The organism is Janthinobacterium sp. GW823-FHT06H09 (genome assembly GCF_058794735.1).
Genome location: NZ_JBXAHC010000015.1, coordinates 49,364 through 62,351 on the forward strand (window position 1 = coordinate 49,364; position 12,988 = coordinate 62,351).

At 58.6% G+C, this 12,988-nt stretch carries 10 protein-coding genes, 1 tRNA gene and 5 pseudogenes; 11 read left to right on the plus strand and 5 right to left on the minus strand.

The genetic code is table 11. The annotated features are described in order from the left end of the window. Nucleotides 1–47: 47 nt before the first annotated feature. The gene (gene gloB / locus AC1Q6X_RS22800; RefSeq protein ID WP_492498472.1) at nt 48–857 is read right to left on the minus strand and encodes a hydroxyacylglutathione hydrolase; all 810 of its coding nucleotides are present in this window, start codon (nt 855–857) and stop codon (nt 48–50) included. A 19-nt stretch (nt 858–876) separates the two neighbouring features. On the opposite strand from gloB, the gene AC1Q6X_RS22805 reads away from it, so the two are divergent. From AC1Q6X_RS22805 to AC1Q6X_RS22855, 11 genes and pseudogenes are all read left to right on the plus strand, one after another. Beyond that, nucleotides 877–1,653, plus strand: a complete 777-nt coding sequence (locus tag AC1Q6X_RS22805) for a class I SAM-dependent methyltransferase (RefSeq protein ID WP_070223474.1) — start codon at nt 877–879, stop codon at nt 1,651–1,653. Then, a complete protein-coding gene (gene rnhA / locus AC1Q6X_RS22810) occupies nt 1,646–2,083 on the plus strand; it encodes a ribonuclease HI (protein WP_034784447.1) in 438 nt (145 codons plus the stop codon). The genes AC1Q6X_RS22805 and rnhA overlap by 8 nt, the downstream gene beginning before the upstream one ends. A 202-nt stretch (nt 2,084–2,285) precedes the next feature. Next, entirely contained in the window at nt 2,286–3,002 is a 717-nt protein-coding gene (gene dnaQ / locus AC1Q6X_RS22815; protein WP_070288822.1) for a DNA polymerase III subunit epsilon, read from the plus strand. 81 nt (nt 3,003–3,083) lie between these two features. Beyond that, nucleotides 3,084–3,158 (plus strand) — tRNA-Val (locus tag AC1Q6X_RS22820). Nucleotides 3,159–3,597: 439 nt separating this feature from the next. Next, the gene (locus tag AC1Q6X_RS22825; RefSeq protein ID WP_492498473.1) at nt 3,598–3,753 is read left to right on the plus strand and encodes an IS66 family transposase; all 156 of its coding nucleotides are present in this window, start codon (nt 3,598–3,600) and stop codon (nt 3,751–3,753) included. A gap of 12 nt (nt 3,754–3,765) precedes the next feature. Next, nucleotides 3,766–3,927 carry a hypothetical protein gene (locus AC1Q6X_RS22830; RefSeq protein WP_492498474.1) on the plus strand — a complete coding sequence of 54 codons (162 nt, stop codon included), beginning with the start codon at nt 3,766–3,768 and terminating at the stop codon, nt 3,925–3,927. Nucleotides 3,928–3,990: 63 nt separating this feature from the next. After that, nucleotides 3,991–4,423 (plus strand): annotated as a pseudogene (locus AC1Q6X_RS22835) (IS66 family transposase); the annotation flags it as partial. 54 nt (nt 4,424–4,477) lie between these two features. Further along, a pseudogene (locus tag AC1Q6X_RS22840) lies at nt 4,478–4,699 on the plus strand (transposase domain-containing protein); the annotation flags it as partial. A 70-nt stretch (nt 4,700–4,769) separates the two neighbouring features. Next, the gene (locus AC1Q6X_RS22845; protein ID WP_492498475.1) at nt 4,770–5,201 is read left to right on the plus strand and encodes a HipA domain-containing protein; all 432 of its coding nucleotides are present in this window, start codon (nt 4,770–4,772) and stop codon (nt 5,199–5,201) included. Nucleotides 5,202–5,387: 186 nt separating this feature from the next. Further along, nucleotides 5,388–7,886 carry a hypothetical protein gene (locus AC1Q6X_RS22850; RefSeq protein WP_492498476.1) on the plus strand — a complete coding sequence of 833 codons (2,499 nt, stop codon included), beginning with the start codon at nt 5,388–5,390 and terminating at the stop codon, nt 7,884–7,886. Between the two features lie 13 nt (nt 7,887–7,899). Beyond that, nucleotides 7,900–10,287 (plus strand): metallophosphoesterase family protein, encoded by a 2,388-nt coding sequence (locus AC1Q6X_RS22855; RefSeq protein WP_492498477.1) that lies wholly within the window; start codon nt 7,900–7,902, stop codon nt 10,285–10,287. A 105-nt stretch (nt 10,288–10,392) separates the two neighbouring features. On the opposite strand, the pseudogene AC1Q6X_RS22860 reads toward AC1Q6X_RS22855, so the two are convergent. The 4 genes and pseudogenes from AC1Q6X_RS22860 to AC1Q6X_RS22875 all read right to left on the minus strand — a co-directional run. Next, nucleotides 10,393–10,599: pseudogene (locus AC1Q6X_RS22860) on the minus strand (PEP-CTERM sorting domain-containing protein); the annotation flags it as partial. After that, nucleotides 10,535–10,699: pseudogene (tnpA, locus tag AC1Q6X_RS22865) on the minus strand (IS66 family insertion sequence element accessory protein TnpA); the annotation flags it as partial. The pseudogenes tnpA and AC1Q6X_RS22860, both read right to left, overlap by 65 nt. Before the next feature lie 3 nt (nt 10,700–10,702). Beyond that, nucleotides 10,703–11,961 (minus strand): annotated as a pseudogene (locus tag AC1Q6X_RS22870) (IS3 family transposase). A 436-nt stretch (nt 11,962–12,397) separates the two neighbouring features. Then, nucleotides 12,398–12,721, minus strand: a complete 324-nt coding sequence (locus AC1Q6X_RS22875; protein WP_492498478.1) for a helix-turn-helix transcriptional regulator — start codon at nt 12,719–12,721, stop codon at nt 12,398–12,400. Nucleotides 12,722–12,988: the final 267 nt, after the last annotated feature.

Consider the following 12,988-nt stretch of genomic DNA (forward strand, 5'->3'; position numbering starts at 1 on the left):
CGATGCGATCAGCATCTGCCGGGATTTTTTATGGCGAAAGGGTACGTTTAAAAATTATTTTTCCACATCCGCAAGGCTGCAAATGCTTCGACGGGCGAAGCATTGGTGGTCAGCTTGCCTTCCACCTTCAGGCTGCTCAGGATGGCCGGTTCGCGGTAGCGCAGGAAGGGGTTCGTGGCCTTTTCAAGGGCAATGGTCGACGGCACGGTCGCTAAACCCTGCTGGCGCTTTTCCGTGTCGATGGCGATGCGTTCCTGCAAGGCCACATTGCCCGGCTCGACGGCGTTAGCGAAGCGCAAATTGGACAAGGTGTACTCATGCGCGCAAAATACCTCGGTATCGTCGGGCAGGGCGGCCAGCTTGCCCAGCGAGTCGGCCATCTGGCCCGGCGTGCCTTCGAACAGGCGGCCGCATCCGCCCGCAAACAGGGTGTCGCCGGAAAACAGCCACGGTGCGCCGCTGCGCTCGTCGCGCTGGCGCACGTAGGCGATATGCCCCTTCGTATGGCCGGGCACGTCGATGACGGTCATTTGCAAGCCCAGTTCGGGCACGTAAGCGACATCGCCTTCGGCAAGCGGTTCCGTGATGGCTGTGATAGCCTCATTGCGAGGGCCGAAGACGGGGACGGCGAAATGCTGCAACAATTCAGGCACGCCACCCGTGTGGTCTGCGTGGTGATGCGTGAGTAAAATGGCGGACAAGGTCAACTGATGGGCTTTGAGCGCATCGAGGATGGCCATCGCATCGCCGGGGTCGACCACGGCGGCGTGGCGGCCGTCATGGATCAGCCACAGGTAATTGTCGGCAAAAGCGGGCACGGCAAGTACCGATAAAGCGTGTTCAGGGGAGTGTGTCATGAGCAAAAGAGAAAACTGAATGGACAGTGTGGCATCCGAAAAATCCATTATAGCGCTTGACGGCTGGCTGCAGACGCCGGCCGGTGTGTACGTGCGCGCCTGGGAACAGCAATGTCTCGACAGTCTGACCGTCGACATCTTCGGTTTTAATGCCGTGCAGATAGGTTTGCCCCAGCTCGACGCACTGGCCGCCAACCGCATGCCGAACAAATGGCTGCTCGATTCGCGCCTGCCATCGCGTCCGCCGCAGGACAGCCGCCTCACCCTCGTGTCGGCTTTTGACGAGTTGCCGTTCGACTCGCAAAGCCTGGACCTCGTGGTCTTGCCGCACGTGCTTGAATTTGCCGCCGAGCCGCACCAGGTCTTGCGCGAAGTCGAGCGCGTGCTGATCCCCGAGGGGCGCGTGATCGTCTGCGGCTTCAATCCGGCCAGCCTGTGGGGCGTGCGCCAGGGGCTGGGGCGGGTCACGGGACGCCACTACCTGCCGCAGGCGGGCGAGCTGATCTCTATGCCGCGCATGAAAGACTGGTTAAAATTGCTGAACATGGGCGTCAGCCAAAGCTACTTCGGCTGCTACGCACCTGCCTGCAGGACAGAAAAATGGCTGCGCCGCAACGCTTTCATGGACAAGGCGGGCGCGCGCTGGTGGCCATATCTGGGCGCAGTGTATATAGTGCAGGCGATCAAGCGCGTCAAAGGGATGCGTTTGATCGGTCCGGCGTGGACCAAGAAACCGGCGACGGCGCCCGCAGGCGCACCGGTCACGAATAAAAGGCGGGAACAGCAAGATGGATAAGGTAGAGATTTACGCCGATGGCGCATGCAAGGGCAATCCCGGCACGGGCGGTTGGGGCGCGCTGATGGTAGCCGATGGCGCCAAGAAAGAAATTTACGGCGGGGAACTCAATACGACGAATAACCGCATGGAATTGAAGGCCGTGATCGAAGCCTTGACGGCGCTCAAACGTCCGTGCCAGGTGGTGCTGTATACCGATAGCCAGTACGTCCAGAAGGGCATCAGCGAATGGATCCACGGCTGGAAGGCGCGCGGCTGGAAAACGGCGGCCAAGGCGCCCGTGAAAAACGTCGACCTGTGGCAGGCGCTCGATACGGCCCAGGCCGTGCATGAAGTGGAATGGCGCTGGGTGCGCGGCCACAATGGCCATCCTGGCAATGAGCGAGCCGATCAGCTGGCCAACCTGGGCGTGGAAACCGTGCGCGCCTAAGAACGCCCAACCCAACCTACTGCGCGGCGCGCTTTGCGGCCTGTGATGCTCACCGTACTAGAGTACGGTTGCGCTTCTCGGCCACAAATCACTGCAGCTCGCTACTGTTTTGTTGGGCGTTCGAACATGTCTGGGTGCGATTGCAGTACACAGGTTTGCTATACTGTGCCCTTCGCTTTTTGCTTTTACGAATGAATCCGCCATGCGTCAAATTGTTCTCGATACTGAAACCACCGGCCTGAACCCGCGCACGGGCGACCGCATCCTGGAGATCGGGGCGGTCGAGCTGAACAACCGCATGTTGACGGGGAATAATTTTCACCATTACATCAATCCCGAGCGCGATTCGGAAGAGGGCGCGCTGGCCGTCCACGGATTGACGACGGAATTTCTCAGCGACAAACCGAAATTCGCGGAAATCGCCGACGAATTCCGCGCCTACATCGCCGGCGCCGAACTGATCATCCACAACGCCCCGTTCGATATCGGCTTCCTGAACGCGGAATTCAAGCGCCTGAACCTGCCGCCCGTGCATGAACAAGTGGTTGGCGTGATCGATACCCTGGTGCAGGCGAAGGAAATGCATCCGGGCAAGCGCAACTCGCTCGACGCCCTGTGCGACCGCTACGGCGTCTCGAACGCCCACCGCAAGCTGCACGGCGCGCTGCTCGACTCCGAATTGCTGGCCGACGTCTACCTGGCCATGACGCGCGGGCAAAACAGCCTGAGCATGGAAGAAGAGGTGGAAGTGGCCGCCGACGGCGCCGTGCTGGAAATCGTGCCCCTGGCCGAAGTCATCTTCCAGAGCGCCACGGCCGACGAACTCGCCGCCCACGCAGCCACCATCGCCGGCCTCGACAAGGCCGCCAAAGGCCAGTGCATCTGGACCGCCGTCACGTCGCCGCCAGCGGCCGCCTGAGAAAAAAGCGGGGCATGGTAAATTTCCTCTTGCCAGCCCTTGCAGATGCCGCAACACCTATGCGATAATTCGCCTCGCTTCGGGAGGTTAGCTCAGGGGTAGAGCACTGCATTCACACTGCAGGGGTCGCAAGTTCGAAACTTGCACTTCCCACCAAGAATTCGTTTGATATCAAAGGCTTACACTGATCAAGTGTAGGCCTTTTTTGTTTGGTATGAAAAAAGTATGAAAAATCCGCTTCGGACACGCCTGGACTAGGCCAGACAACAGGCAATAGGACTACTGCATAAGTCCGGAGAGGAATGCTTTCCCTCCGGGCATCGAACACTCGACATGTTTCCTCAAGATTCCGGACTTAAATTGGTTGGCAGCTAAGTCAGCATCTCCCGTTCCGATTAATCGGCGCTGTTTTTTGACGCAGCGAAAGTGCCGGTGGACGTCATCATCGTCCCCAATACCGACATCGCCGGCCTCGATCCGGCCGACTACGAGGTCATCGGTGAGAGGGCAGTCATTGCCTGGCTCAGCGTCCCGGCAGCTATGTCATGCTGAAATACGTACGCCCGCTCATCAAGCTGCGCGCCACTCAGGCGCTTTGCTGTCCTCCGACACCGGTGGGGGGCTCGATGGCTGCCGCGCCGATGTCAGCTTCATTGCCGGCATGATCGTCGACAAGTTCGCCTATCACCAGCCGTTGTATCGCCAGCACGTCAAATTGCAGGATGTCGGCATCAACGTCATCCGGGCTTAGGTGACGACGCTGATGTCGGCAGCGATGTCGCTGAACGAACCGATCTTCGACGCGCAATTGGACTCAATCCCGGTCTTGCTCGTCATCGCGATGAGCGAAACTCCGATCAAGGTCGGGCGCGTCGGCCCCGGCAAGATGAAGGCGGCATATTTCTGGTCGGTGGTGGAGAAATAGGATGAAATCTGCATCCTGTATTACCCCAGCCGGGCGGCAAAGCATATCGAGGATGCGCTCGGGCTGACACGGCCGAACGGTGCAGTATTGCAAAACGACGGCTACAGCGCGTATGGGCACTATGCGAAGAGTACGGGAATCACCCACGAGCAGTACTGGGTGCGTTCGTGCCGAAAAATCTACGATGCCAGAGACATCGAGCCCATCACGCGGATCAGGTGCTCGACGCGATTGTCGCCCTGTACAAGGTAGAGCAGCAGATTCGCACCAACGATCTGACGGGACAGGCAAAGCGCACACGCCGGCAGAAGCAGTCCAAGCCGATCTTCGATGGCTTCTTCGCTGGGATCGACGGGAAGTTTGAAAAGCAGGGCGTCCTGCCGAGCAGCCCCTTTCTCGGAGCGCTGGCGTATATCGGTGAGCGCCGGGTCGGGCTGTCCGTCTATCTCGATGACCCGGAGGTTTCGATGACACGAACCACCTTGAACGGGCCCTGCGCGGGATCCCAATGGGTAAAAAGAACTGGCTGTTCAGATGGACTGAGTTGGGCGCCGAGCACATCGGCATTGTGCAAAGCCTGCTGGCCGCCTGCCAGCTGAACGACATCAACCCGTACGTTTACTTCGTGGACGTGCTGCAGCGTGTCGGCCAGCACCCGGCGTCCCTGGTCCCTCAGCTCACGCCACGGATATGGAAGGAGATGTTTGCCGAGAATCCACTAAGCTCGGACTTACTTGACCTTGGTGGCCGACGTACTTACGCCGTTGCGTGATCGCTTACGAGGTACTACGGCCCTACGGGGCTAATGCGCGCGGTGATGCGCATGAGCTGTACCGGCGCATGTGCTCAACATCATGGTGGGTAATGTTTATGACCACTTACGCAATCATGCCTTCCTGATGCTCCAACCTGGTCAGTACCGTCATTCTCCGGCCTTCGATTTCGCCCCCGATATCGAAGAGGCTGGTCACAGAGCATTGGTGTCGGTGAATTCGAGCCGGCCCGCACCATTGCGAACGCACTCTCACAATGCGACCGCTTTTTGCTTACGCAGCCTGAAGCACGTGAAATCATCAGCGATTCGATGGCCAGACGAATTTCGGGACGCAGGCGTTGCGCCGCGCGACATCCATACGCTCGCTGGCTATTTCAGTGTTGCTGACGAAGCTGAACAGCAGCAGGTACAGGTCATCAATGCCGTGCTTGATCATGATCAGTTCGTAGAGTTGAATGAGGCACCGCAAGCAATCGCAACCGACGCGGTGATGCTTTAAGCGTCGCGCCAGGCCAGCTTTCTCACCTGTGCGTGCTGCGCATTCTGGATATCCTTCGACTTCACGACACAAAGCTTGAGCAAGCTCAGAATTGACGACTTTTCTTCCCGTAAAGTAGAACCAGAAAAATAATTAATTGCTATATAAATAATATTTTTATAACAGTCACTTCAGAGGGGATTGCCGATGGCACAGATCCGAAACGACGTCCTGACGCATGCCTACGCAACATTCGATGTGTCTGTGTACGCTCCCTTGGCATGCGACAGCGTAACTGTCGAGGCACTGGCGCGCGCTTTGGCGGTGCTGACCTTGGGTAAGCTGCCGCCGGGGTTGGATATTATCGGGGCATCCTCGCGCCGGCTTGGGGAGACCGACGACCAGGCAAGACTCGCGCTGGAAGTCGAGAAACACGCCCCCATAGGGCTGTTCAGGACGGCGCTACGCAAGCTTTATCAGATGTTGACCACAGAGCGTGATGCGGCCGCCTACCAAGCGATCGCGCAACATGGCTTGAACCCCTTCACCCTCGAGGCGGCACGGCCCAAACTCAGTTTTAAGAACATTGAGCAGGCGCTTGATGCGTTGAAACTATTTATTGCGACTTACCCGACCGAGGCGACGAAGGCATTGGCGGGGAGTGAAGACTGGAACGCTCAGTGGGACGAGGTCATTCGCTACGCGCAAGTCCGATACCAGTTATTCCCCGCGCTTTTCCTTCGAACGGCGCCGGATGCTTCCCCTTTCGGCTTGCTACACCGCTACCGCCAGCATTTCATCTACAGTGAGGTCTGCGCCGGCCCATTGGAGGTCATCCAGGCGCTCGCGCCGAACGAGACGCTGGAGGTGGTGCTGACTGAAACGCGGTCGACCCTGCATGAAGAAACCGTGGAACGAGAGTTGGAGGTGACCAGCTCTGTATCGTCCGAGGAAAAGGACCAGTCCGAACTGGCCGACCGAGTGGCCAACGTCGTGTCACGGGTCGCGACGCAAACCATGTCGGCCAGCGGTTCTTCGACGGCCGTGCTGTGGAGCGCGAGCGGATCGGCGTCCCAGACGGTGGTCGATTCTTCCAGCACGACGACCGAAGAAACGCGACGCAGGTTGCAGGACACCACCCGCAAGCAGTCCGAGGAGATTCGGCGGCGCAGCAAGATCACAACGCGGGTGGTGGAAACGAGCAGCAGCAGTACTACCACGCGGCATCAGATATCAAACAATAGCAACGCGCCCAAGAACTATGGCTTGCGACGGCTCGGCTACAATGTTAACGTGAAGATCGAAGATCTGGGGCCGGTGATGGTTTGGCAGAGCTTCGTCGAAGCGCCAGGACGTTATCTGGCAACCAGCGATTTCATTGATCTTCGTTGGGAACGGCAAACGGAACAGTACGATGAAATGCCAGTGACACTGAACGTCATCGCCGCCGGCTTCCATCCTGGCGATGCCCACCCGTCGGTTCCTGCCGGACCGGCATTGCTGGACGAACTCCGTAAACGGATCGGCAACGACCCTGATGCGAAAGAAACCGCACATTTTCTGGCTCCGGCCAAGATCGCGCTGACCATCGTCGGCATCCGCATTGTCGAAGATTTCGGGTCGCGCGAAAGCGCCAATCTCATCGACACCACGGCCAGCTACGCCGTGACGCCCAACATCGCCGCGAACCGCAATGTGGACATCACCCTTAGTAGCGGACCCGCACGCTGGTACCAGGTTCACGTCACGCTGACGGCCACATTGTTGAAGCGGCACCCCGTGGCGCCGGAGAAATCCGATGGCGACGGTCCCATGACCGAATTGGAAGCGCGCGTTAAACAGGTCGAGCAGGCGGCGGCCTTCGGCGCAAGGCGGCCGCGGGAGTCCCTGGAGTACGAAGAACGGAAGGCCTTGCTGGCAGGCACGCTGAGTGCGTTAACGCAGGCAACTAGCTCGGTGTCAGCGTCCGAGGTTCAGCAGCTATACGTGATCGTCAATGAAATTTTTGATCTCAAGCAAATGTTCTATGACGTCGACGTCACTGAATGGTCGCTGCTGCTGCAATCGCCGGATGCGCAGGCCACACCCCCTCGCTATCCCATTCACAGCAAACAGGAAAGGCCGGCACCGCTTGGCTCTTCACTGGGATGGAAGCACCAGCTTGACGGTGACGAGCGTCGGGATATTCTTATGAATGCACCTTGGGCTTGGGTGGGCATTCCTGTGAAGCCGGGGCGAGAATCCGAGGCAGCCAATTTCCTGAAGGCGTATGCCAATGTGTTGTCGACCGATAGCGCACTCGACAACATCCTGCGGCAAATGGAGCGCCTGCGGGAGGCAGAGAAAATCGTTTCGAAACTTGCGTTCGATGAGACTGTCACCCGTGTCCAGAAGACGGATCAGATCGACCAGGCGCCACGGTCCTGGCTGGATTCCTCGACACCTCTCGGGAAATTGACATGGCGCAACGTCTACCCATTGATCAGCCAGCAATACGTGGTAGCCGGTGTGCAGGGCTTTTTATTCGACGAGATCGACATGGAGCATGCGCCGGCGTGGAGCGACGACCCCCGGCATGAAACGAATCAGCGTCCATCGCCAGTGCTGGCGCCGCGCAAACCGGTCCCCGCACCGGCTGTTGCGCCGCCCACTGCAGTGCCGCCTGCTGTGGTAAAAAAATCCAAACCCCGCGCTGGGCGCGGCTGATTCAGGCGAGACCATGTCGCTGCCCTATGTGCTTGCAGGTCCGATGCTGCGGCGAACATCGCAGGATGAGGTGTGCGTATGGCTCGCCTTGTCCGCGCCGATCGGGCGGGAAGAGGGCACGTCGCTGGATCTGGAGATTTACGACGCGCAAAAGATCCCCTCGTGGGATGCAGCTGCACGGTCGCGGCAGAAATCTGCCTTGGGCAGCAATTATGCAACGAGCTCGGCGACCGCGGCAGCGAAAAAGGTTGATCGCGAGGAGCCGGTACTTGATGGCCGCTTTACCCACATTCGCGTGGCGGACAAGCTGCACGTCTACCTGGTCCATGCCGTGCCTGCAAGCGGCAGGTTTCCTGTGGAGCGGGTACTCGCCTACGAAATCTTTGTCGTCGAATCCAAGGGCAACGCCGGACCGGCGCGCCGTTTCGGATTGTGCGAGCATCTCAGGCGGGGGCTGTCCCGCGCGAAGCGCGATAAGCATATCCCCGTGTACCAACGCGGTTATTCGGATGATCCGTCCTTATCGGCGCGGGGCAAGCTGCCTGCTGGTGCGCAGGCTATATCATTTCCGGCAGAATGGCGGCCTAATCCGCTAATTCGCCTGCATTACGGAGGGGGGCAAGACCACGCGGCTTATCATTACGAGCTGCCGACGTTCCTTCTTCAGGGCACGGGCGAGTTGCGCGTGTGGGCAGGTTCGTGCGCGAAGTCACATGCGGCACCCTTGAGCGCGACATTGTTGATGTACGACGCCCAAGCGCCATCGGCGGACAAGGCAGGGCTCCTCGCGCTGGGTGCGTACAACGGTCAGCAGCGACCGCATGCCCTGTTGCTGATCGGCGATCAGATTTACGCCGATGATGTACCGTTTTATTTTGTGCCGCGCATTCGGGCGCTGCGGCATATGTTCGACGGCGATGATGAGCTCATCCCGCTGGACGAACCGACACGGCTCGATACCATGAATGCGCAACTTAGGCGCGTTCTGTTCGGGTCAGGGACGGAGACACCCTTCTCCTTAGAGGAAGGGGTGGAGAACCAGCTGATCAGCGCGATGGAATTTGCGACCTATTATTTGATGTTGTTTAACCCGGCGTTATGGCCGCAGATTGAAAGCGAGCGTAGCGGCGCTGACGGTGAGGCGAGAAAACTGCGCACGCTGTACGACCGTCAGCGCATCCGCCGACTGGACGTGGAAGCCAGCCGGCTCAAGCAAAACCTGCGCGCTTTCCATAGCTACGCTACCGTCCTGGCCAACGTGCCCATCTATTGCATCTGCGACGATCACGAGGTGACCGATGACTGGTTCTTCGATGCGACGTGGATCGACCGCATTCAGCCGTCGGGGCAGCAAAAAAAGCGTGATGCTGCGGGGATTTCGGCGATCGGGCAGTACGTGGTCGCTAGCGGCCTGTATGCCTACGCAGTATTTCAAGGCTTGGGGAATATGGCAGCGCACGCTGCGCAACCGATCGTCGGGGCGCTCGTTCGTCCGGACGAGAAAAACTATCGACAAATGCTGACTCGACTGCTGGCAGCGCAGTGGTCTTACACCCTGCCGACTTCGCCTACGATTGTGGTATTGGATACCCGTACCAAGCGGGTGGGATATTCCACGCCCGATTGCTCACTTGCCAAAAAGGTGGTGGACTATTCGTACGCTGAAGACGATGGATTTGGCACTGAGCGGCGAGATGCAGCGCAGCTGTTGATGTCAACGCCGCAAGCCATCAGGGAAGCCTTGAGCGGGGGAGTCTACGGTGATCGCCAGCTCCTGCTGGTGACCCCGTCGCCGTTGCTTTCGTCGGACGGGATCGAAATCCACGCCAAGAATCTGCCTTTTTCTAGGGATCCCCATGTTATCGACGACGAGTTGTGGCGATCGAACTATTCCAGTTATTTCATGCTGATTAAGGAATTCGCTGACTTGAACATCAAGACCTGTACAGTAATTTCGGGCGATCTCCACTACGGTTACCGGCGCCATGCCAGCCTGAAAAAGGTGAGCGCGCACTCGACGCTGCCATATGTTGAAATTGAGCAGATTGTGTCCAGCCCTCTGCTGAACGCGTTTGAAAAATCCTACGGAAGCGGGCCAAGCAGCCTGCTTAAGATGGCGGAGTCTTTTTTTAAGAGAGACTATGGGATAGAAAAAGTATTCTGGCGCTCGAAGGGAAACCTCTTTGACAAGCAAGGTGAGAATGCCTGGGTGGTCAGTCGGGTCGGCGGTCGTGCGGCTCCGCCGGCGCATGAGGTTATCCAGGAGACGTTGACGCCGGTGGCATGCAATATGGCGGATGGCGCATCGGAGGACGGTATGATTTTTCGAAACCACTTTGTGGAATTGTGGATCGCGCAAGGCAAGCCGATTGGGGTCCTTTTTCATCAGGTGGTGCAATGAAATTGGGGCCACGGTCTGAATACGCGCCGCCGCCGGACGGCGGAACGCCTTCCGGCGTGCGCGGCGTAGGTCACGTCCGTGGAGGCGCGGAATTACGTGGCGATGGCGCCTGCGGATGCAATAGCCGAGTGCGCCAATACCCAGCAAGCTGAGGCTGGATGGCTCGGGCAGGGGAGCCGGATCGACCAGCGCGCCGAAGCCGTCGATGCAGGCGTAGCCGAAGTGTCCCGTTCCGCACTGCCGCGCTTTTGCTGGCGTCGTTTGCGAGTTTCGTGCACCAGACGTGAAAGCTAGCCTGCGAGATTGCTTGATTCCGGCAGAAGGCGGCGATACTCTTACCGTTCGCGGCGTACAATACTAGGTGTTTGCGCCAAGTTGTGATCTTGCCCCCGTATAACCAGACCCAGCCAATCGTTTAGTTAGCGCCACTTTCCTGAGCCCGGCGCGCCAGCTCCCTCCTGTACATGCGAGGTGATTTCAAGTTCAACGACGAGTGAGGATGCACCTCGTTGAAATGCGTAAAAGCGTCTGGCAACTCGGCGAGCACGACTTCTGCCGTGCTGCGATCCATCAGGCTGACGTAGTCCCGTTTAAACGTGTTCACGAAGCTCTCGGCCATGCCGTTCGACTGCGGGCTGCATACCGGTGTATGCACCGGTTCAATCCCAAGTGCGCGCACCAGCGCGTGCGTTTCATGGGCTCGATAGGCGCCGCCGTTGTCGCTCAAGAATTCCAGCCTGGTCGAGCCGACGCTGGCCTGGCCGAATCTTGTCTCGACCGCTTCCACCAGCATGTCGCGCACGGGCTCGCCAGGCAGGCCACGTTCGGCCCACGCACGCCAGGCAATGATTTCTCGGTCACAGCAATCCTTCATGAACACACCGGTCACCACTTCGCCATTGTCGCAGGCGATCTCGAAACCGTCCGAGCACCAGCGCTGATTGGGTTCGTCCACCGCCACCACGCCATTGTGCACGCGGCTGCTCACTGGGCGTTTCGGCGCCTTGGGTAGCAGCAGACTGTTCGCTTTCATCACGCGATAAAACCGCTTGTGATTGATTGCTGGCAGGCCCATCAAGGCGCGCGTGCGGTTGACCAGAGCGCCAGCCCGGCGGTAGCCATAGGTCGGCAGCGCCGTAATCTCGGCGCGCACGGCGTCGACCAGGATGGCGTCGGCAGGCTGGTGGAACGTCTGAGTGGTGCGCCCGTCGATCCAGTCCGCGGGGCGAACCAGCAGCTGGGCTACGTGTCAGCGCGCTACGCCAACGGCAGAGCAGACCGGCTTCACTGGCCGTCCTTGCCCGACAAGGGCGAGCGCGCAATCCACTTTTTTTCGCGAGCGAACTCGACGGCCTCCTTCAGGATTTCCGCCTCCATCGTCTTCTTGCCGAGCATGCGTTGCAACTGGGCTATCTGCGCGCGCGCAGCGGCCAGTTCGCTCGCCGGTACCACCGATTCGCCAGCAGTGACCGCCGTTAGCGCGCCTTCCCGTTCGAGCTTGCGCCAGTTGAACAACTGGCTTGCACCGACGCCGTGCTTGCGAGCGACCAGCGACACGTTCATGCCTGGCTCGTAAGTCTCGTGCACCAGCGCCGCTTTTTCCTCGGCAGACCAGCGCCTGCGGCGCTCCTGGCTCACCGTCACCACCTCGATTGTTTGCTTGTTCCTAGTCATATGCACAGTCCTATTCCTATCCGTAAGAATAACGCATAGGCTGTGTCTGGTGAATCAAGGGGCTATTTCAGTTGCCTCTTTGAGGTCTGGAATTCCTTCTTGTCCATGACTCGCTGCGTGTTGTTGAAATCGGACGAGACTGTGCCGATACGAAGATCCGATAGATATAAAGCCGCTCGGGAGCTGCATACGATTGTACGTCGGTAGTGCACCCCAGATTTACTGATAGATAACATCGACGGTTTTACCGTTTTGGGAGCTTTTCTGCGAAAAGTATGCAAGCCAAACGCTGGCTCATCGCTTGCCAGACAGGGGAGGCTTCCCGATGGCACTACGATCTTTTCGATAAATGTGGCTTGCTGATGCAGGCACGGACTCGTTTTTGTGCCAACGTCACACCTATTGCCGCGCGATGGGATGTTCTTACGGAACATCCTTACGCACGCTGACGCCTGGTGCGTGTGCTTAAACCAGTCGCTATCACTGTTTTCATGGACGTCGCCTGTATTGCAACCGGGACAGGATGCCGCGCGGCAACGCACGCCTGCATCCAGTGCAGGATTTCACTTTTGAGCCAGGCCGATGAGCGGCCTTTGAGTTTTACCGGGGCAGGGAAGGTGCCATCCTTGATGCCTTCATAAACACTGCTGCGCGATTTCCCGCAGGTGGCAAGCACTTCAGCCAAGCGGATGAAACGCTCTTCATTGAGCGTTGGAATTACGGGAGGCTCTTGGGGGGAAGGAAATGTGACTTGGGGCATGGTGCGCTCCTTTTGCTCCTCAGCGAGTGAGACAGGTTCGGTGCCAGCATGGCGGCAATGACTCAGATCGGATCGTTGAGGTCGTATAGCCATTGGCGGTCTGTCGACATTGTATTCACAATCATTATTCCGAAAATACGTAGTCAGTATCGATGGCGCATACGTCCAACGCAACTGGAATCGGGCGGGTATATCGACTAGATCAAAGATGTTTGCAGGTGGCTGCCACAAGGGCATCTGATGGTCTGTGCAGTTTTAGCTGCTAAA

Bases quoted from the DNA above. Each gene is read 5' to 3' on its own strand.
- AC1Q6X_RS22850 (WP_492498476.1), top strand. From the start codon at position 5,388: ATGGCACAGATCCGAAACGACGTCCTGACGCATGCCTACGCAACATTC.
- rnhA (WP_034784447.1), top strand. From the start codon at position 1,646: ATGGATAAGGTAGAGATTTACGCCGATGGCGCATGCAAGGGCAATCCC.
- gloB (WP_492498472.1), bottom strand. From the start codon at position 857: ATGACACACTCCCCTGAACACGCTTTATCGGTACTTGCCGTGCCCGCT.
- AC1Q6X_RS22805 (WP_070223474.1), top strand. From the start codon at position 877: ATGGACAGTGTGGCATCCGAAAAATCCATTATAGCGCTTGACGGCTGG.
- AC1Q6X_RS22855 (WP_492498477.1), top strand. From the start codon at position 7,900: ATGTCGCTGCCCTATGTGCTTGCAGGTCCGATGCTGCGGCGAACATCG.
- AC1Q6X_RS22875 (WP_492498478.1), bottom strand. From the start codon at position 12,721: ATGCCCCAAGTCACATTTCCTTCCCCCCAAGAGCCTCCCGTAATTCCA.
- AC1Q6X_RS22830 (WP_492498474.1), top strand. From the start codon at position 3,766: ATGTCGGCAGCGATGTCGCTGAACGAACCGATCTTCGACGCGCAATTG.
- dnaQ (WP_070288822.1), top strand. From the start codon at position 2,286: ATGCGTCAAATTGTTCTCGATACTGAAACCACCGGCCTGAACCCGCGC.